Origin of the sequence: Alcaligenes sp. SJTW-7, assembly GCF_047716895.1 — a bacterium.
Lineage (GTDB): Bacteria > Pseudomonadota > Gammaproteobacteria > Burkholderiales > Burkholderiaceae_B > Alcaligenes > Alcaligenes ammonioxydans.
In genome coordinates, this window is sequence record NZ_CP136682.1 from 656786 (window position 1) to 678974 (window position 22189).

General features: G+C 58.3%; 19 protein-coding genes, 1 tRNA gene and 1 pseudogene. 14 read left to right on the top strand and 7 right to left on the bottom strand.

The genetic code is table 11. The annotated features are described in order from the left end of the window. Positions 1-10 precede the first annotated feature (10 nt). The 3 genes and pseudogenes from RSQ48_RS02850 (at position 11) to RSQ48_RS02860 (ending at position 3522) form a co-directional block, all read left to right on the top strand. Positions 11-1138: a glycosyltransferase family 4 protein gene (locus RSQ48_RS02850; protein WP_415302147.1), complete on the top strand. Its 1128-nt coding sequence runs from the start codon at positions 11-13 to the stop codon at positions 1136-1138. Continuing rightward, positions 1135-2199 (top strand): annotated as a pseudogene (locus RSQ48_RS02855) (glycosyltransferase); the annotation flags it as partial. The gene RSQ48_RS02850 and the pseudogene RSQ48_RS02855, both read left to right, overlap by 4 nt. 207 nt (positions 2200-2406) lie before the next feature. Continuing rightward, positions 2407-3522, top strand: coding sequence for a glycosyltransferase family 4 protein (locus RSQ48_RS02860; protein WP_059318800.1), 1116 nt, complete (start codon positions 2407-2409; stop codon positions 3520-3522). A 161-nt stretch (positions 3523-3683) separates the two neighbouring features. Here the strand turns inward: RSQ48_RS02860 and RSQ48_RS02865 are convergent, their stop codons facing one another. Then, a complete protein-coding gene (locus tag RSQ48_RS02865) occupies positions 3684-5072 on the bottom strand; it encodes a phosphomannomutase/phosphoglucomutase (protein ID WP_415302148.1) in 1389 nt (462 codons plus the stop codon). Between the two features lie 128 nt (positions 5073-5200). On the opposite strand from RSQ48_RS02865, the gene RSQ48_RS02870 reads away from it, so the two are divergent. Continuing rightward, complete coding sequence (locus RSQ48_RS02870; protein WP_336579836.1) at positions 5201-6616, top strand: FAD-binding oxidoreductase; 1416 nt, start codon at positions 5201-5203, stop codon at positions 6614-6616. A 16-nt stretch (positions 6617-6632) separates the two neighbouring features. Then, a complete protein-coding gene (locus tag RSQ48_RS02875; protein WP_415302149.1) occupies positions 6633-7319 on the top strand; it encodes a phosphatase PAP2 family protein in 687 nt (228 codons plus the stop codon). 193 nt (positions 7320-7512) lie between these two features. Here RSQ48_RS02875 and fahA read toward each other — a convergent pair whose 3' ends face one another. The 6 genes from fahA to mutM all read right to left on the bottom strand — a co-directional run bounded on the left by fahA (position 7513) and on the right by mutM (position 13996). Then, positions 7513-8838: a fumarylacetoacetase gene (fahA, locus tag RSQ48_RS02880; RefSeq protein ID WP_219235598.1), complete on the bottom strand. Its 1326-nt coding sequence runs from the start codon at positions 8836-8838 to the stop codon at positions 7513-7515. Continuing rightward, on the bottom strand, positions 8835-10139 hold the full coding sequence (gene hmgA, locus RSQ48_RS02885) for a homogentisate 1,2-dioxygenase (protein WP_219235600.1): 1305 nt from the start codon (positions 10137-10139) through the stop codon (positions 8835-8837). The genes fahA and hmgA overlap by 4 nt, the downstream gene beginning before the upstream one ends. Before the next feature lie 14 nt (positions 10140-10153). After that, the gene (locus RSQ48_RS02890; RefSeq protein WP_003803823.1) at positions 10154-10363 is read right to left on the bottom strand and encodes a DUF2783 domain-containing protein; all 210 of its coding nucleotides are present in this window, start codon (positions 10361-10363) and stop codon (positions 10154-10156) included. Next, the gene (locus RSQ48_RS02895; protein WP_415302150.1) at positions 10351-12024 is read right to left on the bottom strand and encodes an FAD-dependent oxidoreductase; all 1674 of its coding nucleotides are present in this window, start codon (positions 12022-12024) and stop codon (positions 10351-10353) included. Before RSQ48_RS02895 ends, RSQ48_RS02890 begins: the two co-directional genes overlap by 13 nt. A gap of 24 nt (positions 12025-12048) precedes the next feature. Further along, the gene (locus RSQ48_RS02900; protein WP_003803820.1) at positions 12049-13005 is read right to left on the bottom strand and encodes an MBL fold metallo-hydrolase; all 957 of its coding nucleotides are present in this window, start codon (positions 13003-13005) and stop codon (positions 12049-12051) included. Positions 13006-13168: 163 nt separating this feature from the next. Continuing rightward, positions 13169-13996: a bifunctional DNA-formamidopyrimidine glycosylase/DNA-(apurinic or apyrimidinic site) lyase gene (mutM, locus tag RSQ48_RS02905; RefSeq protein WP_131071284.1), complete on the bottom strand. Its 828-nt coding sequence runs from the start codon at positions 13994-13996 to the stop codon at positions 13169-13171. 122 nt (positions 13997-14118) lie between these two features. Here mutM and RSQ48_RS02910 point away from each other — a divergent pair, with 122 nt between their 5' ends. The 9 genes from RSQ48_RS02910 (at position 14119) to ychF (ending at position 22018) form a co-directional block, all read left to right on the top strand. After that, positions 14119-15864: a tetratricopeptide repeat protein gene (locus RSQ48_RS02910; protein WP_415302151.1), complete on the top strand. Its 1746-nt coding sequence runs from the start codon at positions 14119-14121 to the stop codon at positions 15862-15864. Between the two features lie 2 nt (positions 15865-15866). Next, entirely contained in the window at positions 15867-16457 is a 591-nt protein-coding gene (locus RSQ48_RS02915) for an outer membrane lipoprotein LolB (protein ID WP_059318641.1), read from the top strand. 20 nt (positions 16458-16477) lie between these two features. Next, on the top strand, positions 16478-17416 hold the full coding sequence (ispE, locus tag RSQ48_RS02920; protein ID WP_415302152.1) for a 4-(cytidine 5'-diphospho)-2-C-methyl-D-erythritol kinase: 939 nt from the start codon (positions 16478-16480) through the stop codon (positions 17414-17416). Between the two features lie 5 nt (positions 17417-17421). Then, positions 17422-17498, top strand: a tRNA-Gln gene (locus RSQ48_RS02925). 104 nt (positions 17499-17602) lie between these two features. Then, positions 17603-18553 carry a ribose-phosphate pyrophosphokinase gene (locus RSQ48_RS02930; RefSeq protein ID WP_003803813.1) on the top strand — a complete coding sequence of 317 codons (951 nt, stop codon included), beginning with the start codon at positions 17603-17605 and terminating at the stop codon, positions 18551-18553. A 97-nt stretch (positions 18554-18650) separates the two neighbouring features. Next, on the top strand, positions 18651-19247 hold the full coding sequence (locus RSQ48_RS02935; RefSeq protein WP_003803811.1) for a 50S ribosomal protein L25/general stress protein Ctc: 597 nt from the start codon (positions 18651-18653) through the stop codon (positions 19245-19247). A 126-nt stretch (positions 19248-19373) separates the two neighbouring features. Continuing rightward, entirely contained in the window at positions 19374-19970 is a 597-nt protein-coding gene (gene pth / locus RSQ48_RS02940) for an aminoacyl-tRNA hydrolase (RefSeq protein WP_003803810.1), read from the top strand. A gap of 3 nt (positions 19971-19973) precedes the next feature. Then, positions 19974-20795 carry a type II CAAX prenyl endopeptidase Rce1 family protein gene (locus RSQ48_RS02945; protein ID WP_003803808.1) on the top strand — a complete coding sequence of 274 codons (822 nt, stop codon included), beginning with the start codon at positions 19974-19976 and terminating at the stop codon, positions 20793-20795. Between the two features lie 131 nt (positions 20796-20926). Beyond that, positions 20927-22018, top strand: a complete 1092-nt coding sequence (ychF, locus tag RSQ48_RS02950) for a redox-regulated ATPase YchF (protein ID WP_003803805.1) — start codon at positions 20927-20929, stop codon at positions 22016-22018. The last annotated feature ends 171 nt before the right edge of the window (positions 22019-22189 follow it).

Here is a 22189-nt window from a genome sequence, read left to right on the forward strand (position 1 = left end):
CGGAGGCCCAGTGAATATTCTGTTTTTCGTCAGCTCCCTGAACGCAGGCGGCGCCGAGCGTGTCGCCTCTACCTTGGCGAATGCCTGGGGCTTGCGAGGTGACCAGGTGACCCTGGTGCCAACCTACAGCGGGGGAGGCACTGCTTTTTACCCAATCGATTCCAGGGTGGAGGTGGTGTGGCTGGCCCATCGCATGCGCGGCAGCTGGCTGCCCAAACCCCTGGCCAAGCTGCGTGCCATGCGCAAGCTGGTGCATGAAAAGCAGCCTGACGTGATCGTTTCTTTTCTGACCAATGTGAATATCAATGTGTTGCTGGGGCTGGGCAAGATGGGCGTTCCCATTGTGGTGGGCGAGCGTACCAATCCGGCCTTCAGCAGCAGTGCCGGCAAGCTTTTGCAAGGCCTGCGTCGTCGTCTGTATCCCCAAGCCCAGGTAGTTACCGTCCAGACCCGTGCCAGTGTCGCAGCGTTTCAGGCCATGGTGCCGGGCATGAAACAGGTCATGGTTGTACCCAACCCCTTGCCCCAGGCGCTGGATGCGGTACAACGCGAGGTGCGGGTGGAGGAAAACCGGCATTGCACCTTGATGGCCATGGGCCGTTTGGTGCCCTCTAAACGCTTTGACGTGCTGATTCGCGTGTTTGCAGGACTGGCTGCCGATTACCCGGAGTGGAAACTGAAGATCTGGGGCGATGGCCCGCAGCGTGCACAGTTGGCACAGCAGATCGCCCTGTGCGGGGCGAGCGACCGGATTGAGCTGGCTGGCAAAACGGCCCAGCCCTGGCAGGAGATGGCGCGCTCCCATGCCTTTGTCATGACTTCGGAAGTGGAAGGTTTCCCGAACGTACTGCTGGAAGCCATGGCGATGGGCTTGCCTGCCGTCACGGTGGACTGTCCCAGTGGCCCGCGCGAGATCAGTTCCGATGGCAAAGATGCCTTGCTGGTGCCGGTTGGGGACGAAGGCGCCTTGACTGCTGCCTTGGCCGAGCTGATGGGGGATGGCGTTTTTCGGGGTGTGCTGGGGCGTCGCGCTGCGGCCGCGGTGCGCCAGCGTTATGAATTAGAGCAGGTTTTGCTTAACTGGGACCAGGTCTTTCAGACCGCCCGTGGCGGTATAAAAGAGGGAGCCAAAGCATGAGTGCAGTGCAACCAGCGTCGTTGAGTCAGGAAGCGGATGAGGACAAGGCAGGAAAAACAAGGCCCGCCTTGCGGGTCGTGCATATTATTGCCGGGCTGGGGCAGGGGGGAGCGGAAACGGTTCTGTTTCGTCTGGTGACGGCCCCCGGGCAGGACACTGAACATATTGTGATCTCGTTGGGTGACGAAGATGTTTTTGGGCCGCAGCTACGTGCGGCCAATATTCCTCTGTATTGCCTGCACATGCAGTCACCCCTGGGTTTTCTGAAAGGGCTGGGGGCATTGACGCGGGTGCTGCGCGAGGTGCAGCCCGATGTTGTGCAAACCTGGATGTACCACTCTGATCTGATTGGCGGCGCGGCAGCGCGTCTGGTGGGCATTCCGGCGGTTTCCTGGGGCATTCGCAACTCGGGGGCCAACTTGTATCAGGGCAGCCCGAAAGCGCGCCTGGTGGCCTGGTTGTGTGCCCGCCTGTCGCGCCTGATTCCCAATCTGATTGTGTCTTGCGCCGAGAACGCGGCCCGACGTCACAAGCAATGGGGGTATCGCGCCGACATCATGAAGGTGATTCCCAATGGCTACGATTTGAGCCGCTGGCATCCCGATCAGCAGGCACGCGAAGCAGTGCGTCAAGAGCTGGGCCTGTCGCTGGATACGCCCGTCATAGGCAGTGTGGCCCGCTGGAATCCCTTGAAGGATCACCCCAATTTGCTGGCGGCCTTGGCTCGCAGCCTGCACCGGCATCCCACTTTGCGTTGCTTGCTGATTGGTGATGGCATGGACAGCAGCAACGAGACCTTGATGCGTTTGCTGGATCAACATCAATTGCGTGACAGTGTCATTTTGATGGGGCGTCGCAGCGATGTGCCTCGTCTGATGAATGCCTTGGACGTGCATGTCTTGTCCAGTTCGGCAGAAGGTTTCCCCAACGTGGTGTGCGAGGCCATGGCTGCCGGTGTGTCCAACGTGGTCACTGATGTGGGCGATGCGGCCCTGATCGTGGGCAATGAGGGGTGGATCGTGCCGCCCAGCAATGCCGAGGCGCTGGCCGGCGCCATCAACAGCGCCGTCGATGAGCTGGGTGCGCCATCCTGGCAGGCGCGGCATGAGCATGCCCGTGAACGGGTGGCCCGTCTGTTTTCCCTGGAAGGCATGGTCAAGAATTACACGCAGGCCTGGAAGACCTTGACGGCCCAGCATCCACCCAAACGCAAGCGCAGCCGTCAGGCCCTCAGTGTGTTGACCGATGAGTCGGGTAACAAAACCCGCATGCTGATGTTTGTGGTGAATAATCCGGCTTTTTTCCTGTCGCACCGTTTGCCCTTGGCGCAAGCTGCGCAGCGTGAAGGGTACGATGTGCATGTCGCTACCATGGACGGCCCTGCTGTTGCCGACATTGAGCGCCACGGCTTGCAGCATCATGCACTGCCCATGACGCGCAGCGGGACCAATCCCTTACAGGAGTTGCAAACCATCTGGGCCTTGTGGCGCCTGTTCCGACGGGAGCGCCCCGAACTGGTTCATGCCGTCACCATCAAACCTGTTTTGTATGGCGGCATTGCGGCGCGGCTGGCTGGCGTGCCCGGTTTCTTGGCCGCCGTGTCCGGTCTGGGGTATGTGTTTACTCAACGCGAGAAGTCCTTTGACCCCGTGCGCTGGATTGCTTTGCTGCTCTATCGTATTGCCTTGGGGCATCCCAACAGCCGTGTGATTTTCCAGAACAGCAATGATCGTGATGTGCTGCTGAACGATCGCGTGGTCAAACGCGACCAATGCATCCTGATTCGTGGCTCCGGAGTGGACCTGAACGAATTTCAGGCTGTGCCCGAGCCGCCGGGCCCGCCCGTCGCCTTGATGGTGTCTCGCCTGCTGGTGGACAAAGGGGTGCGAGAGTTCGTGGAGGCGGCCCGCATCAGCGCCGCTCAAGGCAGCCCGGTTAAGTGGGTGTTGGCCGGGAGCCCCGACCCGGGTAATCCGGCCAGCATCAGCGATCAGGAGTGGCAAGGCTGGCAGCAACAAGGCCTGGTGCAGTGTCTGGGGGAACGGCGCGATATTGCGCAGCTTTACGCCCAATCGCATATTGCTGTGCTGCCGTCTTACCGTGAGGGCTTGCCCAAATCCCTGGTGGAAGCCGCTGCCTGCGGACGGGCGGTGGTCACAACCGATGTGCCCGGTTGCCGCGATGCGATCGAGCCAGGAGTCACTGGCGTGCTGGTGCCGGTGCGAAATGCACAGGCATTGGCAGAAGCCGTGATGGAACTGGGTGAGGATACGGTCAAGCGACAGGCGATGGGCGTTGAAAGTCGGCGCCTGGCGCAAGAGGCATTTGATATAGACCGGATCAGTCAGGCCCATCTGGATCTGTACCAATCTTTGAGCCGATAGGGTGTTGACCGCCTTGGTTCAAGACCAAGGTAGACAAAACGGGCTGAACGGTCGTTGAAGTCTTGGATTCACAACCAAGTCATCGCAGACAGTTCAGCCCGTTTTTTTAGATTGCCAGAGCCTGGAGCAGGGCTACTGGACGCTAGTGAATCAACGCGACTTTAGAAAGGCAATGCCGCATCCGGCTTCAAGGCCAGCAGTGCCGCCCGGAACTCCCCTTGAATCCGATCGAGCGCGTCTTGGGACTGGGCCTCGAAACGCAGCACAATCACGGGCGTGGTATTGGAGGCGCGAGCCAGACCGAAGCCATCGGGATACTCGGCACGCACGCCATCAATGGTGTTGAGCTGATTGGCGCTTGGGAAACGCCCTTCTTTTTGGAGCCGGGCAATCAGGGCATGGGGCTCACCCTCGGCCAGTGGCAGTTTCAGTTCGGGTGTCGACAAGTCCTGGGGCAAGGCTTCCAGTTCGGCCGTGGGGTTGGCTGTGCGCGAGAGAATCGCCAGCAGGCGTGCACCGGTGTACAGGCCGTCGTCAAAGCCATACCAGGCTTCCTTGAAGAAAACGTGGCCGCTCATCTCGCCAGCCAGGGGGGCGCCCGTCTCGGCCAGCTTGGCCTTGATCAGGGAATGACCGGTCTGCCACATCAAGGGTTGGCCGCCAGCCTTGGCAATTTCCAGAGCGACATGGCGGCTGCATTTCACGTCAAAAATGATGGTGGAGCCAGGTTCGCGTTGCAAAATATCGCGTGCATACAGAATCAGTTGACGGTCTGGCCAGATGATCTGGCCCGAGCGCGTCACTACGCCCAGGCGGTCGGCATCACCGTCAAAGGCCAGGCCCACTTCACAATCCGTGTTTTGTACATGCGCGATCAGGTCTTGCAGATTGTGCGGCTCGGCCGGGTCAGGGTGGTGGTTGGGGAAGCTGCCATCCACCTCCTCAAACAGCATGTCGACCTCGCAGCCCAGGGCCTTGAACAGCCGGGCGGCAACGACGCCGCCCACGCCATTGCCACAGTCCAGGGCGATCTTCATCGGGCGCGCCAGGGTGACGCGCTCGGCGATCGTGCGCACGTACTGGTCCAGCATATCTTTCTTCTGGCCTGTACCGGGTTGAGGCGCTGGCTGGGCGCCGGCCTGCATGCGTTGCATCAGGCCCTGGATGTCCTGCCCGTGCAGGGTCTTGCCGGCCATCATCATCTTGAACCCGTTGTAATTGGATGGGTTATGGCTGCCGGTAATGGCAACCCCCGAGCCTGTTTCCAAGACATTGGCGGCAAAGTAAACGACCGGGGTGGGTACCATCCCCAGGTCCACCGTGTTGACACCCCCTGCCTGGATGCCTTTTTGCAGGGCCTGGGACAGAGAAGGGCTGCTATGGCGGCCATCGTAGCCCACGACCAGGGTTTGAACGTCTTGTTCACGGGCACTGGTGGCCAGTGCCAGGCCCAATTGATAGGCGAAGTCTGGGTTCAGTTGTTCGGGAACCGTGCCTCGAATATCGTAGGCCTTGAAAACAGCAGTCGGTAGGGCAGGAAGCTGGGTCACGTCGTGTCCTGAGTGGATAAGTAAAGAATGTAGTTTAGCGTGAATGCCCCCCGCTTTCGTGAGTTACCATTAAGAGCTGTAGCGCGACAGCAAGAGCGCCCGACTGTTTTTCTTGAGTGGCTTGGGTCATGACTTTTCTAAACGAACTTGAACAGCGTATTGGTCAGCAACATGTGCTGACAGGACAATCCATGCAGCAGTACCTGGAGGATTGGCGAGGACGCTATACCGGCACTGCGGTGGCGGTTGCCCGACCAGCAACGACGCAGGAAGTGGCCCAGGTCGTGCGCCTCTGTGCTGAACATCGTGTGCCTATTGTTCCGCAGGGCGGCAATACGGGTCTGTGTGGCGGCGCGACGCCGGATAACACGGCCACCGCACTGGTATTGTCCCTGGAGCGTTTGAACAAAATTCGCAGCGTGGATACCGAGAACGACACCATGGTGGTGGAGGCGGGCTGCATTTTGCAGAATGTGCAGCAGGCCGCCCGCGACCATCAGCGCCTGTTTCCCTTGAGCCTGGCCGCCGAAGGCAGTTGCACCATTGGTGGCAATCTGGCCACCAATGCGGGCGGCACGCAGGTTCTGCGTTACGGCAACGCGCGTGATCTGACGCTGGGCCTGGAAGTGGTGACCGCCCAGGGCGAAATCTTGCACGGTCTGCACGGCCTGCGCAAAGACAATACCGGTTACGACCTGCGTAATCTATTCATTGGCAGTGAAGGGACGCTGGGCATCATCACGGCAGCCACCATCAAGCTTTATCCCCAACCTGTTGCTGCCAGCACCGCCTTGCTGGCGCTGGACACCATTGAGGATGCAGTACACGTTCTGGCCTTGGCACGCCAGGGTCTGGCAGCCTCCCTGACCGGTTTTGAGTTGATTGCGGGCAATTGTCTGCAAGCGGTGCTGCATTGCTATCCCGATCAACGCATGCCGTTTCAGGGGCCGGCGGCCCAGGCAGCCTGGTATGCCCTGCTGGAGCTGTCTGATAGCGAAAGCCTGGAGCATGCGCGCGAGCGCTTTGAAAGCGTGATCGGGCAGGCCCTGGAGCAGGAGCTGGTACAGGATGCGGTCATTGCGGAGACCATTGCGCAGAGCAAGGCGCTGTGGCATTTGCGTGAGAGCATTCCGCTGGCCGAGAAAGCCTATGGGAAAAGCATCAAGCATGATGTTTCCATTCCCGTCTCCCTGATGGCTCAATTTGTGCATGAGACGGACCAGGCCTTGCAGGACGCTTTTCCAGGCTTGGAAAACGTGACTTTCGGACACCTGGGCGATGGCAATTTACATTACAACGTGGCACGTGGAACGGCTTTTACGGAAGAAGAGCTGTTAAAGCGCCAGGACGAAATCTATACCCTGGTCCACGATAGCGTCCATCGTTTTCAGGGCTCCATCAGTGCCGAGCACGGCGTAGGTCAACTCAAGCGTCAGCTTTTGCCCCGCTATAAAGACCCGGTGGCGTTGAGTCTGATGAAACAAATCAAGCTGGCGCTGGACCCCTTGGGGATTATGAACCCCGGCAAGGTCTTGCCTGACTGATTGACGGGGTGGCTGGATGCTTTTTCGCCCTTATATCCTCGGTAGTGCGGTCTTTTTCCTTGTTTTGGGAGTTCTGGCCTCGGTCACCATGGGCTCGGCAACAGACTTGTCCTTAAGCGCCTTTTTCTTCGATCCTCAGCTGCGGGACTTCCCCTGGCGATTGCAGCCGTTTGTGGATTTGTTCGGTCGCAAGCTGGTGTGGTTCGTGCCCTTTGGCGGGGCAGTCATCGCTGCGGTTGTGGCCTGGCGCTTACCCAGGGGCTCTTGCCGGCAGTTGGCCTGGGCAGGGGCCGCTTTCTACATGGGCAGCGGCCCCTTGCTAATAGGCGTATTGAAGCATCTGACCGCCATGCCAAGGCCTTTTAATCTGGCCCTGTTCGGTGGCACGGAATCAATGCCTGATTATTTCTGGGCCCATTCCTGGGCCCAGGCAGGTAACGCCCTGCCCAGCGCCCATGCTGCATCCGGCTTTGTGCTGCTCTCCCTGTTTTTTGTGGGTGTCATGATAGGCTGCCGCAAACTGACTGCCGGAGGATTTGTTCTGGGACTGGGCGCGGGCCTGTTGTTTGGCTTTTTACGCATCATGCAGGGTTATCATTTTCTCAGTCAGGTACTGGCCTCCGGCGCAGTACTGGGCCTGTATGGTTGCGTTCTGTTTTATCTTTTATGGACCTGGGCCAGACACAAACCGTTGGAATCTTGATGGTTTGATCCATGCTAGCCTGCCCGCCGAGGCATTTGTCTGTCTGGAGTGGCCCGAAGAGTTGGCTTGTTACGGCCTGATGTTAGCCCGACCAGCCGGCTCGAGTGGCGTATAAAAAACACCCCGGTTTCTGATACGGAAACCGGGGTGTTTGGCTCAAAGGCGCTCAAAAAGGGCCTTACAGCCTCCTTGCCTACACAATAGCGGGCAGGACGCGTCCGGCACATTCGCCAAAAGAGAGGGTCGGGTAGCCATCCTGGCGGCAGAAACCCTTAAGAATGACCTCGTCCTGATCTTCCAAGAAATTGCGCTGCTCTCCCCAAGGCAGATCAATCGGGTTCTTGCCCCCCTGGTTCATTTCCAGCAAAGAGCCTTCCTGACCTTTGCCCGGACCGGACAAGGTGCCAGTGCCCAGCAGATCACCGGTTTGCAGATTGCAACCGTTGACGCTGTGGTGGGCAACGAGTTGGGCCACGGTCCAATAGGCTTGCTTGAAGTTGCTGCGCGAGAGCAGGGCCGGATCTTTGTGTTGCTGGCGTGACTGCTCGGTGCTCAGGTACACCTCCAGCTCCACATCCAGCACGCCGCTTTCCAGATTGGCCTGGTCCTGCAAATAGGGCAGGGGCTGAGGATCGGATTCAGGACGACTGAATGGGCGACGGAAAGGAGCCAGAGCTTCCAGTGTTACTACCCAGGGGGAGATGGTCGAGGCAAAGTTCTTGGCCAGGAAGGGACCCAAAGGCTGGTATTCCCAGGCTTGCAGGTCGCGTGCCGACCAGTCATTGAACAGGCACAGACCAAAAACGTGCTCGTCTGCCTGACCGATAGGAATACGGTGACCCGCTTTGTTGCCTTTGCCAATCAGAATGCCCATTTCCAGTTCAAAGTCCAGGCGCTGGCAAGGACCAAAGTTGGGCTGCTCCTGCCCCTCGGGTGGGCGGGTCTGGCCGATGGGGCGCGGGAACTGCTGGCCAGACACACCGATGCTGGACGCCCGGCCGTGGTAGCCAATAGGCACCCACTTGTAGTTGGGCAGCAAGGGTGCATCGGGGCGGAACTGTTTGCCCACTGCTGTTGCGTGGTGCACGGAAATGTAGAAGTCGGTGTAGTCGCCAATCTGGGCGGGCAGGGCGTATTCCAGCTTGCTGCGTTCGATCAGCATGGGGCGCAGGCGCGATTCGGCCGAGGAGCCCTGGCGCAAGTCCTGCGACAAGGCGGCACGCAGTGCGCTCCAATATTCCTGACCCAAGGCCATCAGATCATTGAGAGCCGGTTTGACGCAGGCTGCCAGGGCGTCGGCGGCTTTGCCGTGCCAGGGGGTATCGCAGGCCAGCAGGCCCAGATCCAGGGCGTAGGGGCCGATCGCCACCATGACACGGAAGTCTTCCTGACTGTCACGGCGGCGCGCTACGGCAAAGGGCAGGTTCTGGATAGGAAAGCCGTTGTCGGCCTCGTTGGCGCCGGGCACCCAGCTTTGCAGCGTGGGATCGTGAGTGTCATTCAGATAAGCGTGGGTCATGCCTTTTGTTCCGTAGAGAAATGTTTTTCCAGACCGTCCCAGACGGCATCGTAGTTAGCCTGCAGGCTGTTGCTTTGCAAGGCCCGAGGCGAGGGACGAATCACTTTGCGGGTTTCAAACATAAAGGCCATGGTACCGCGCAGATAGTCCGCCTTGCTCAGATCTGCGCGGCTGGCCTTGTCAAAGGTGCTGGCATCGGGGCCGTGCGGGCTCATGCAATTGTGCAGGCTGGCACCGCCCGGCGCAAAGCCATCGGCCTTGGCATCGTACACACCCTGGATCAGACCCATGAACTCGCTGGCGAAATTACGGTGGAACCAGGGTGGGCGGAAGGTATTTTCCATGGCAAGAATGCGGGGCGGGAAAATGGCGAAGTCCAGGTTTGCCGTACCCGGCGTGTCCGAAGGGGAGGTCAGCACAGTGAAAATACACGGGTCGGGATGATCGTAGCTGATCGAGCCGATGACATTGAAATCCCGCAAATCGTATTTGTAAGGCGCATGCGTGCCATGCCAGGCCACCACATCCAGTGGCGAATGGCTTAATGCGGCGACCCAAAAGCCGCCGGTAAATTTGGCGATCAGTTCATGTGGCTCGCTGACATCCTCGTACCAGGCGACCGGTGTCTTGAAATCGCGTGCATTGGCCAGACCGTTGGAGCCGATCGGACCCAGTTCGGGCAAGCGCAGCGGCGCGCCGAAATTCTCCAGCAGATAGCCCCGGGCGGTATCGTCCAGCAGCTCTACCTTGAAGCGCACGCCACGAGGCATGACGGCAATTTCGCAGGGTTCGATTTCCAGGATGCCCAGTTCGCTGAGCAGACGCAGACGCCCTTGCTCGGGTACGAACAGCATCTCGGCATCGGCGTTGTAAAACACCCGGCGTCCCATGGACTGGTTGATGGCATACAAATGGATGGCAATGCCGCTTTGCGAGTCGCTGCTGCCATTGCCTGCCCAGGTGTGAACGCCGGCCAGAAAATCAGTGGGTGTATCGGGCAGGTTCAGCGGATTCCAGCGCAAGCGGTTGGGGTTGGCCGGCCCGTGTCCGAAGTCCTCATTCCAGTAGGGGGCTCCCTCAAAAGCGGCAAAGGCTCCCTGTTTGGCGCTGGGGCGAATGCGATACAGCCAGGAGCGGCGGTTATCGGCGCGCGGCGCCGTAAAGGCGGTACCGGACAGTTGCTCAGCGTACAAGCCATAGGGGCAGCGTTGGGGCGAGTTGCGCCCAAGGGGAAGCGCACCGGGCAGGGCCTCGGTGGCAAAGGCATTACCAAAACCAATCTGATACTTCAAAGCGCTCATTGGGATCTCCAGATTCAGGCGGCCTGCTCCAGGCAGGTCTGGCGGGCGGCATCCAGGGCTTGCTTGATCACGTCCAGCGAGCCGATATGATTGCACAGCAACAGTACCAGGGCGGCATTCATGGCATGGCTTTGGGCCGTGCTCAGGCCCTGGTGGGCATCGATCAACATCTGGTAGAAGTCGTCAGCCCGTTCCAAGGGGGTATGGGTATTCAGTGTAGACATGAAGCACTCTCCAGGAAATGGCCACAGGCTTTTTGCAGGGCAATACGTACAGCCTGCCCATCCAGATGACGCCAGCGGGCGCACAGGTGTTGATCGGGACGGATCAGATAGCAGGAGCCGGGCTGAGCGTCATAACGCTGACGCAGCATATCCTGGCTGTCGATGATGTCACCTTGGGCCTGGACAGCTGGCGTGCCTGCCGGCCAGACGCGCCGGCGGGTCATGAGACCTTGGGCGACCAATTCTTCTAGCGCTTCAGGCTGGCTGGTCTGGCCTTCGCCAAATTCCAGCAAGGTAAAGCCACTACCCAATTGACCCAGCCACCAGTCTGCCTGACCGTTTTGCTCGATAGGCGCATCGGGGACGCAGGCGCCCAATGGCGTGGCGCAGGCGGCAAATTCGTGTGTGTCAGCCGTATTCAACGGGCTGTCCGGATAAGCGCTGGGCAAGGACAGGCGACCGCTATTGACCAGCACACGGGCAAAGGCGTGGCGACGCGCCAGAATCAAGGCTGCATCACGGAACAGGCGGCTGACTTCGCTTTTAGGGGTAATGAAATCTGTTGAACGGCTGGAGTGACGAATGTTCTCGTCCGCGGCCAGCTCACGTTCATGACGGTAGCTGTCCAGCAGGCTGTCGGGGGCCTGGGCATTCAGAACCAGATTCAGCTTCCAGGCCAGGTTGTCGGCGTCCTGGATACCGCTATTGGCGCCGCGTGCGCCAAAGGGCGAGACACGGTGGGCCGAGTCTCCGGCAAACAGGATGCGGCCATGACGAAAGCGCTCCATGCGCTCGCAGGCAAAGGTGTAAATGCTGACCCACTCCAGTTCAAAGGGGGCGTCGGCACCGAGCAGGGCGCGAATGCGGGGCAGCACGTTCTCGGGCTTGACGGCTTCCACGGGGTCCGCATCCCAGCCTAGCTGGAAGTCGATGCGCCAGACATTGTCCGGTTGGCTGTGCAGCAAAACAGACTGGTTGGGATGAAAAGGCGGGTCAAACCAGAACCATCGTTCAGCGGGAAAGTCCGCCTGCATGCGCACGTCCGCAATCAAAAAACGGTCCTTGAACACGCGTCCGCTGCTGCTTTCCCCCAAGGCGCGGCGAATGGCCGAGCGTGAACCATCGCAGGCCAGCAGCCATTCTGCTTCCAGGGTGTAATGGCCTTGCCGGGTTTCTATATCCAGATGCACGCCGTTTGCCTGATTCACCACGTTCAGCACTTTATGGCCGGAGCGCAGCTCAATCAGGGGCTGGGCGCAGACCGCTTCGTAGAGATAGCCTTCGCAGTAGTACTGCTGCAAGTTGATGAAGGCGGGACGCTGGTGGCCTTCTTCCGGCAGCAAATTGAAACTCCAGACCTCCTGGTTGCGGAAAAAAACTTTGCCCACATTCCAGGACACGCCTTTGTCCATCATGCGAGCGCCCACGCCCAGGCGGTCCCAGATGTCCAGGGTGCGCTTGGCAAAGCAGATGGCCCGTGATCCTTTGGACAGCGTCGTGTCGTCGTCCAGAATCACGACCTGGTGGCCTTTGGCCGCCAGGTCCAGAGCCATGGTCAGCCCCACCGGGCCGGCCCCCACCACCACGACAGGGTGGCGGTGATGGGCGGCCGGCGGGGGGGCTTGTGTCAGCTCCAGGGTCTGGTAATTAATGTCTCCCATCTTCTCTCTCCCTGGCCTGGCGTCTTATTGACCTTCGAGCTGCTTCCACATTTCCAGATCGCGCTCGGCGGTCCAGATACGTGGGTCTTCGTGACCGTTGACCTCGTCGTAGGCACGGGACACATCAAAGGGCATGCAGTGATCGAAAATGACCCAGTCCGCATAGCGCGGCTTCATGAAATCGTAGGTTTCGCGGTAGATGGTTTTCAGATCTTTGCCCGCCGCAGCGCCTTGCTGCACGCTGGAATACAAGTCGGTCAGAAAGGCACGGGTGCCTGCCAGGGCCTGACGCACCTCCGTAGCGTTCTTCAGCGCAGGGCCACGGCCAGGAACCATTTTCTCTGCCTTGAATTCGTCCAGACGATCTAATGTGCGTGGCCATTCGCGAAAGTAGCAATCGCCTGCGTAGGGAGTGGACTGATACTCGACCAGATCACCGGCAAACAGGATTTTTTCCTTGGGCAGCCAGGCGATGGTGTCGCCTTTGGTATGGCCGCGGCCTACTTGCATCAGATGGACCTCCAGATTGCCCAGGTCCACCGTCATGTGTCCTTCAAACGTCATGGTGGGCCAGGTCAGGCCGGGAGGGATGGATTCGGCGTTGCGAAACAAGCGAGGAAAACGGCCAATTTCGCTGGCCTTGTCCTGCTCGCCACGTTCCACGATCAGGTCGTAAGTGTCACGGCTGGCCAGGATCTCCTGAGCCTGGTAAGCCGATGCGCCCAGTACGCGCACGGCGTGGTAGTGCGACAGCAGCACATACTTAATGGGTTTGTCGCTGACTTCGCGGATGCGGCGAATGACATCCTGTGCCATTACCGGCGTGGCTTGAGTGTCGATCACCATAATGGCCTCATCACCAATGATGATGCCTGTGTTGGGATCACCTTCAGCCGTGTAGGCGTAGGCATGGTCGGACAGTTTTTCAAAGGCAACGACTTTGTCTTCCAGGTCGTTGTGCGAGGCGAAGGACTTGCTCATGAAAATGACTCCACAGTCGATAGGGATGATGTCAGATTAGTTTATGGCGAATCAGTTAGATATAGGTGAATACCTGAATAGGGTATAGGCCTGCTGTTAAAACGCGCGTGCGCCTGCCTGCCGGAACCGGCATGACAGGCAGACAGAAGGGAAGAGAGCGGGCTTAGCGGCGTTGGCAGCGCGAGCAGTAGTAGGTGGCGCGCTGACCCTGAACGATACGTTTGATGGGCTGTTGGCAACGCGGGCAGGCTTTGTCCACCCGTTCGTACACATTGGCGTGAATGGCAAAGTAGGCACCTGGCTCGCCACTGGCGTTCACGTAGTCGCGCAAGGTGCTGCCCCCTGAGTCCAGGGCGGCCTGCAGGGTGCTCAGGATAGCCGCGTGCAGTTTCTCGCAGCGATGCAGAGAAACTTCACCGGCAGGCAGTTCGGGATGAATGCCCGCCAGAAAAAGAGATTCGGAGGCATAGATATTGCCCACGCCCACGACAATCTTGCCGCCGAGCAGAGCCTGTTTGATGGCCATGCGTCGTCCCTGCAAATGCCGGAACAGATAGGCCGGCGTAAACAAGGGGTCAAAAGGCTCAATGCCTAAAGTACGTAGCAAAGGATGGTTTTCCAGCGGGCCGTCCTGGTGGGCATGCCATAATATCGCACCAAATCGTCGTGGGTCATGCAGCAGGAAGCGGGCCTCGTCAAAAATCCATTCCGCATGATCATGTTTGCGGCGTTCTTCCTCCAGCGCCACGCGCCGCAGGGAGCCCGACATGCCCAGATGGATGATCTGCACGCCTTTTTCAAAATGCAACAACAAGTACTTGCCTCGACGCGTGCAGTCAAGAACGGTCTGGTCTACCAGGCATTGGGGCAAGGAGGCGGGCACGGGCCAGCGCAGACGTGGTTCGTGAACCAGGAATTGTCGGACGTTTTTTCCTTGGATAACCGTCGCAATTCCGCGACGAGTTGTTTCAACTTCTGGCAGTTCAGGCATGGGGGGGTGATACCATCAACAAATCTGATTCCTTTATTGTGCCATCGGGCGTTTTATCGCGCGTATCAGGGCACGGGTTTTTCTGGATGAATGCTCTGACCTTAGCACTAAAGCTGGGCCTGATGTCGTTGCTTGCAGCGGTTTCGGCGCAAGCACAAACCTCACTTCCCATACTCAAGGCGGAGCCGCCTGTCGACACCATCCGCTTGCGCAGCGGACAACTGCCGTTGGTAGGCTTGACCTCGGACATCCTCTATCGCATTTTGGTGGCCGAGGTTGCGGCTTCCCGAGGCGAGTACGATGTTGCCAGCCAGACTTTTCTATCCTTGGCTCGTGACACCAGTGATCCTCGGCTGGCTCAGAGCGCGTTTCAATATGCAATGGCCGACCGTGATCTGGGCCGCGCATTGCGGGCTGCCAAAGAGTGGGCCCTGTTAGCCCCCAACGATGCGGAAGCCAAGGCCACTGCCCTGGCGCTGGAAGCGTCCAGCGGTCAGACCGAAGGCCTGGCAGATGCCTTGTGGCTGCGCATTTCACGGGCTGAAGATAAAGAGCAGGCCGTGGTACAGGCCATGAGCATGGTCAGCAAAATGGTGGATCGCCGACTGGCGCTGGAGGTGCTGGACAAGGCCTTGCAGCAGCCGGTGCGTTCTTTGCCTATCGCCCGTCTTGCTCTGGCCGATACCGCCTGGAGTGCCGGTGACGCAGCACGCGCGGAGCGCGAGGCACGGGAAGCCCTGAAACTGGACCCGCATTCTGAAGCAGCCGCGCAGCGAGTGCTGGAATATGGCATCAAGATTGATCCTTCGGCTGCCTTGCAAAGCGCACGTGCCTTCGTACGCGACAATCCGGACAGCCGCAAGCTGCAGTTATTGTTGGCCAATCGTTTGGTCGAGCGTCAACAGTTTGACGAGGCCCAGGCCATTGTCAGCGCCTTGCAGCGCGCTAACCCGGAAGACTTTGACCTGCTCTATACCCAGGCCGAAATTCACATCCGCGCCAAGGAGTATGCGCAGGCCCGCCATTTGCTGGAACAATATATTACGGTTCAGCAGCAGCGCCGCCAGTCCTTGAATGACGCCGTCAATACGGCTTTGGCCAGCATCTCCGAAGCTCGCTTGTCCCTGGTGCAGATTGCCGAGGCGCAGGGTGATCTGAACGAGGCTATTCGTCAGCTGGATTTGATCGAGGAGCCTGCGCTGCGTTTTCAGGCGCAGATTCACAAGGCGGTTCTGCAGGCCCGTCAGGGCAACTTGCCCCTGGCACGCCGTACTTTGGAAAGCTCCCGCCCGCGAGATATGAGTGAGCAGGTGGTGGTGGCCCTGACCTATTCCTCCATTTATCAGGACAGCGGTCGTACGGATCAGGCTCTGGAAGTGTTGGAGCGCGCTGACCGTGAGCTGCCCGACAGCCCTGAAATCAAATACAACCTGGCCATGCTGTACGAGCAGCGGGCCAAGCATGATCAGTTCGAGGCTCTGATGCGCCGCGTTATCGAGTTGCGCCCTGACCACGCGAATGCGTATAACGCCTTGGGCTATACCTATGCGGATCAAAATCGCCGTATGGACGAGGCCCAGGATTTGCTTGAGCGCGCCATGGAACTGGAGCCGGACAACCCCTATATTCTGGATAGCGTTGGCTGGTATCTGTTTCGCATCGGTGATTTGCAGGCCGCGCTGGAGTATCTGCAACGTTCCTACGAGCGTTTGCCCGAGGCGGATGTGGCTGCCCATCTGGGAGAAGTGCTCTGGGTCAAAGGCCGTCGCGAAGATGCCATGCTGGTCTTTCGGGCGGGCTTGAGTAAAGATCCAGACAATCGCACTTTGACTGAAACCATCAAGCGACTGGGAGTGCCGCTGCCGTGAAGATGTTGAAACAGCGCTTATGGTATCGGGCTGCGGCCCTGACGCTGCTTGCCGTGCTCAGTGCCTGTGCCACCCCCCCCCAGCCCAAGGACGGCAGTGGCGCCGAGGCTGATCAGGCCTCCAGCGCGTTGTCACGTTCAGGTCGCTTTGCCGTAAGCGTGACGCACTCCAGCTCGCAGGTCGAAGCCGTGCAGGGTGGTTTTTCCTGGCGTGATGATGGGCGCAAGCTGATGCTGGATTTGAGCAATCCATTGGGTAATACCTTGGCGCGTGTCTGGGTACTGCCGGGGCAGGCCATTTTGGAGCGTACCGACGGAAGCCAGGAGCTCGCCACTCATCCGGATGCGTTGGTGGAACAGGTTCTGGGCAGCCCCGTGCCCGTGGCCGGCTTGCGGGACTGGCTGCATGGCCGCACGGGCAGTGCCCCCGTTCAAAGTGAACGCAGGGACGATCAGCAAAAACTGAGCAGTTTCGAGCAGTCCGGCTGGCGTGTGACGCTGTCGCGTTACGACGAACAAGGCCCGCGCTTGCTCCAGTTGAACCGTCATGAAGCCAATCGCTCCATCAGCGTGCGTTTGGTTGTGGACCAGTAAAGCGCGAGCAGGTTTGTGTCATGGCGCTCTACAACGTCCCGGCTCCGGCCAAGATCAATCTGTTTTTACACGTCACGGGTCGTCGTGAAGACGGCTACCATTTTCTGCAAACCGCCTTCCGCTTTGTGGATCTGAATGACTACCTGAGCTTCGTTCCTCGTAGCGACGGACAGATCTGCCGGGTACACAGTACCTTGAGCGATGTGGAGCCTGAACAGGATCTGGTGATCAAAGCCGCTCGTGCCCTGCAACAAGCGACGGGCACCCGGCAAGGCGTGGATATCTCTTGTATCAAGAACATTCCGTCGGGAGCGGGGATGGGCGGTGGCTCCAGCGATGCGGCCACGACCCTGATTGCCTTGAACCGTTTGTGGAACCTGGGCCTGAGCCGTCAGGCCTTGATGGATATTGGCTTGCCTCTGGGCGCCGATGTGCCGGTTTTTGTATTCGGACAGGCTGCATTTGCGGAAGGGGTAGGGGAACAACTGCAGGCCATTCAGATGCCGCCCCGGGACTACATCATCATTCGGCCACCGCAATTTATATCCACAGGAAAAATATTTAGCGCCGAATGCTTGACACGCGATGAGAAACCGATCACAATAACGTTCTTTACTGATTGGCAAGAAAAATTCTGGCAAGCCAAGGATAGTGATCCTTATTTTGGCAGAAACAATCTAGAGTCGGTTGCATTTAATCTTTATCCTAATTTGTTGCTGTTAAAGCAGGGTTTGCAAAGTTTAAAATTAAATGCTAGAATGACGGGCTCAGGTTCTTGTTTGTTTGTTGAGTGCAGAGACAAACAAAGCGCCATGAAAGGTCAGTTTGAAATTGACCGAAATAGCAGTAAAATAGATTTTTCTGGTAGCGAAGAATCAAATAGTGGTAAATTGCTGGTCGATCAAACATGGGTTTGTTCTGGTTTGCAAGATCATCCGCTACGCTACTGGATTAAGTAAGTATTTGGGGAATCGCCAAGCTGGTTAAGGCACCGGATTTTGATTCCGGCATGCGAAGGTTCGAATCCTTCTTCCCCAGCCACCTTTCAGGCCTGGCCTGCGATAATGTAAAGCTGTTGAGTCGTTTCCTTGTAGGGGTTTCGATCAACAGCTTTGCTTTTCCTGCATCAAAATCTATCTCCCATCATGGCACAAGACCGATTCATGATCTTCACCGGCACGGCTAATCCTCGCCTTGCTGTCGATGTCGTCAACCACCTTGATATGTCGCTGGGGAAAATGACGGTGGGTCGCTTCTCTGACGGGGAAGCCATGGTTGAAATCAACGAGAACGTGCGCGGTCGCGATGTTTTTGTTCTGCAGCCCACCTGCGCTCCCACCAACGACAATCTGATGGAAATCATGGTGATGGTCGATGCCTTGCGCCGCGCGTCGGCCGGTCGCATCACCGCTGCCATCCCTTACTTTGGTTACGCCCGCCAGGATCGACGCCCCCGTTCGGCGCGTGTGTCGATCTCGGCCAAAGTCGTGGCCAATATGTTGCAAGTGGTCGGTGTTGATCGCGTCATGATGATGGATCTGCACGCAGACCAAATCCAGGGTTTCTTCGACATCCCGGTCGACAATATCTACGCTTCCCCCATTTTGCTGGGCGATATCTGGCGCTGTAACTACCAGGACATGGTGGTTGTCTCGCCTGACATCGGCGGCGTGGTGCGCGCACGTGCACTGGCCAAGCAACTGGAAGTGGATCTGGCCATTATCGACAAACGTCGCCCGCGTGCCAACGTATCCGAAGTCATGAACATCATTGGTGATGTCAACGGACGCACCTGCATCCTGATGGATGACATGGTGGATACGGCCGGTACGCTGTGCAAAGCGGCCGAAGCCCTGAAAGAGCGCGGTGCCAAGGCGGTTTACGCTTACTGTACGCACCCTGTGCTCTCGGGCGAAGCCATCGAACGCATTACGCAGTCCCAATTGAACGAGCTGGTTGTGACGGACACCATTCCGTTGTCCGCCAAGGCCCGCGAGTGCAGCAAGATTCGTCAGCTGTCCTGTGCAGCACTGCTGGGCGAGACCATCTTGCGTATCTCGAACGCCGAGTCGGTCAGCTCCTTGTTCAGCGATTAAGTTTTTTAACGTGTGCTGGTCGCGGCACACGTCAACTAGGTAGTCCGCTACCACTTTTCAGCAGTACGCCTCAAGCGTTCTGCCATTGGAGTTTTAAATGAAATTCACCGCTACGTCGCGTGATGTACAGGGTACGAGTGCGAGCCGCCGCCTGCGTCACGCTGGTCGAGTTCCTGCAATTGTTTACGGTGGCGAAGAACAGCCCGTCGTAATCTCGCTGGACCATAACGAGATCTACCACAACCTGCGCAAGGAAGCGTTCCACGCATCCATCCTGACGATGGAACTGGACGGTAAAGCTGAAAAAGTGCTGTTGCGCTCGGTTCAGTGGCACCCCTACAAGCAGCAGGTTCTGCACGTTGACTTCCAACGCGTTCTGGCTTCGCAAGCCATCACCACCAAAGTTCCTCTGAACTTTGAAGGTGGTGAAGTGTCCCCAGCTGTCAAGCTGAGCGGCCAGGTCATCAGCCACATCCTGACCGAGCTGGAAATCACCTGCTTGCCCGGTAACCTGCCTGCGTCCATCACGGTGGATCTGAGCGGTATGACGGCTAACGCCAACCTGCACCTGGACAGCATCAAGCTGCCACTGGGCGTGACTTACGCTGGCAACGACACCAACCCTCTGCTGGCTGCTGCCTTGCCAGTGGGTGGTGCTGCTGCTTCGGAAGAAACCGAAGAAGGCGCCGAGTAATCAAGATTGCCTGTCGGCTTTGGCCGGCTTGCAGCTTGGCGAATCAACCCCTGTCAGCGTATGCTGGCGGGGGTTTGTTATTTCTGCCTGCGCCATTGCTGGTGTATGCCTCCTGCGAAAACATTCATGTCTGAGCCTATCCGTTTGATTGTTGGCCTGGGTAATCCCGGCCCCGAGTATGAAGCCACCCGTCATAATGCGGGCTTTTGGTTGGCAGACCAGTTGGCCGATGATCTGCATGCGAGCTTCAATCTGGAAAAGTCATTTTTTTCCTGGGTCGCCAAAGCGCGCTTTGAAGGTGAGAACGTCATCATCGCCAAACCCATCACCTTCATGAACAAGTCTGGGCAAGCCGCCGGGGCCTTGATGCGTTTTTACAAGCTCAAGCCCGAGCAGGTGTTGGTCCTGCATGACGAGCTCGATTTGCTGCCCGGACAGGTGAAGATGAAAAAAGGAGGCGGGCACGCGGGGCATAATGGCCTGCGCGATATTCAGTCCGCCTTTGGCACGCCGGATTTCTGGCGCTTGCGCCTGGGGATTGGTCACCCTCGCACCCTGGGCCTGGCCCAGCAAGTGGTGAATTTCGTACTGCATGCGCCCCGTCAAGAAGAGTTGCGCGAGATTGAAGATGGCATGAACCGGTGCCGGCTTATGATGCCTGCCTTGCTGCGTGGCGACTTTGAGCAGGCCACCCGCCAGCTTTATGCTCCGCAGAAGGCCTGATGCATGAAGTCAGTGCCTAGTAGCCCGCTGCGTTTTAGGGATGAGCTCAAAGACTTCTTTTACTTTTTGCGCCATCCCCGCAGCGCCCGACGCTTGCCTGGCAGGGTACCGGGTGATGGCTGGTATCTGGACTGGTTTGCTCCCTTGCCCTGGAAGCGTCTGCTGCAATGGGCGGGCATGCTGTGGCTGATTAATGCATTGGTACTGGGCCCAATCGCGGTCTCGGTGGCGGGTCTAGGTGGTGCACAGCATCGTCTGGACCCGACCCGCATTCCTTGGGCGCAAGCCATCATCTGGGCGCCCATTGTGGAAGAGCTGGTTTTCCGCTTTGTGCTCAGACGTCCGTCCCAATGGCTGACAGTGGTCCCCTTGGCCGTGTTTCTGATGTTTCAGGGACCAAGTGGGTGGTTGATACAAGCACTGCTGGTTTTGTGTCTGGCCGTCTGGATCAGTCGTTATACCGGCATGCCCCGTGAAGCCTTGCCCGCAGATAGCGGATGGTGGCGCAGGTTGGTGGGAGCAGTGCAGGGGAGGGCATGGCGTTTTTCATCCATGCGACGCTATTGGCGTTGCTTTCCCTGGGTGTTTTATGGTGCAACGCTGGCCTTTGGCGCATTGCATTTGTATAACTTCCAGCTCAACAGCATGAGCTGGTATTTGCTGCCCTTGCTGGTCCTGCCTCAATGTATGACCGGTCTGGTGTTGGCCTGGCTGCGTGTGCGTCGAGGCATGGGCGCCTCGATTGTGCTGCATGCCATCTTTAACGGTGGCCCGGTCTTGCTGATTATCGGACTGCTCAAGCTGTTTGACGGTATTCCGGTTTAAGAATACCTGCCGTTCAAGGCGCTCTCCTGTGTCCCCGGCACGACTGTTCTGATCCGTCTGCAGGCGCTGTAGCGCCCAAGGGCGCTACAATAGCGCATCGTTTATATAACTCTTTGATTTTCAGGATACTCATGGCACTGCAATGCGGCATCGTTGGCTTGCCCAACGTTGGTAAATCCACTCTGTTCAACGCTCTGACCAAAGCCGGCATTGCGGCTGAAAACTACCCCTTCTGCACTATCGAACCGAACGTCGGTGTGGTCGAAGTTCCTGACCAGCGTTTGCAAGATCTGGCCAAGATCGTGAATCCCGAGCGCATTTTGCCTGCCGTGGTGGAATTCGTAGACATTGCCGGTCTGGTGGCGGGCGCCTCCAAGGGTGAAGGTCTGGGTAACCAGTTCCTGGCCAATATCCGTGAAACCGACGCAACCGTGCATGTGGTGCGCTGTTTTGCCGATGAGAACGTGATTCACGTTGCCGGCAAGGTGGACCCCTTGGCAGACATTGAAATCATCAATACTGAATTGGCGCTGGCTGATCTGGGCGTGGTCGAGAAAGCCCTTCACCGCAATCAGAAACTGGCTCGTTCGGGCGATAAAGACGCTGCCAAGCTGGTGGCCTTGCTGGAGCGTATCGAAAAAGCGCTGGGCGAAGGCAAGTCCGTGCGCTCGCTGAAGCTGGACGAAGACGAACTGCACCAGATCAAATCCTACGGCTTCATCACCGCCAAGCCCACCATGTACGTGGCCAACGTGAAAGAAGACGGCTTTACCAACAACCCACACCTGGAAGCCGTGCAGAACTACGCTGCCGCTGATGGCGCTCCTGTGGTTGCCGTATGCGCTGCCGTGGAAGCCGAAATCGCTGAGCTGGACGACGCCGACAAGATCGAATTCCTGTCCGATCTGGGCATGGAAGAACCTGGTCTGAACCGAGTGATTCGCGCCGCCTACAGCTTGCTGGGCCTGCAAACCTACTTCACCGCAGGTGTCAAAGAAGTGCGTGCCTGGACCATCCGCGTGGGCGACACCGCCCCTCAAGCCGCTGGCGTGATTCACACCGATTTCGAGCGCGGCTTCATCCGTGCCCAGACCATCGCCTTTGACGACTTCGTGGCTTGCAAGGGCGAACAAGGTGCCAAAGAAGCTGGCAAAATGCGTGCGGAAGGCAAGGAATATGTCGTGAAAGACGGTGATGTGCTGAATTTCCTGTTCAACGTCTAAGCGAGTTGTGCCGGTGGTAGAAATGGCAGGCCCCTCTCGGGGGCCTGCTTTTTTATGCTTCCGTTGTGCCCGGACACGACTCTTGCCTCAGGTGTCGGGCTGCCACTGTTGTGCGAGGTGTGGTTTTAGTGAGCGTGCCGCGCGAGTCGTCTGGAGCCGTTTCTGAATAGA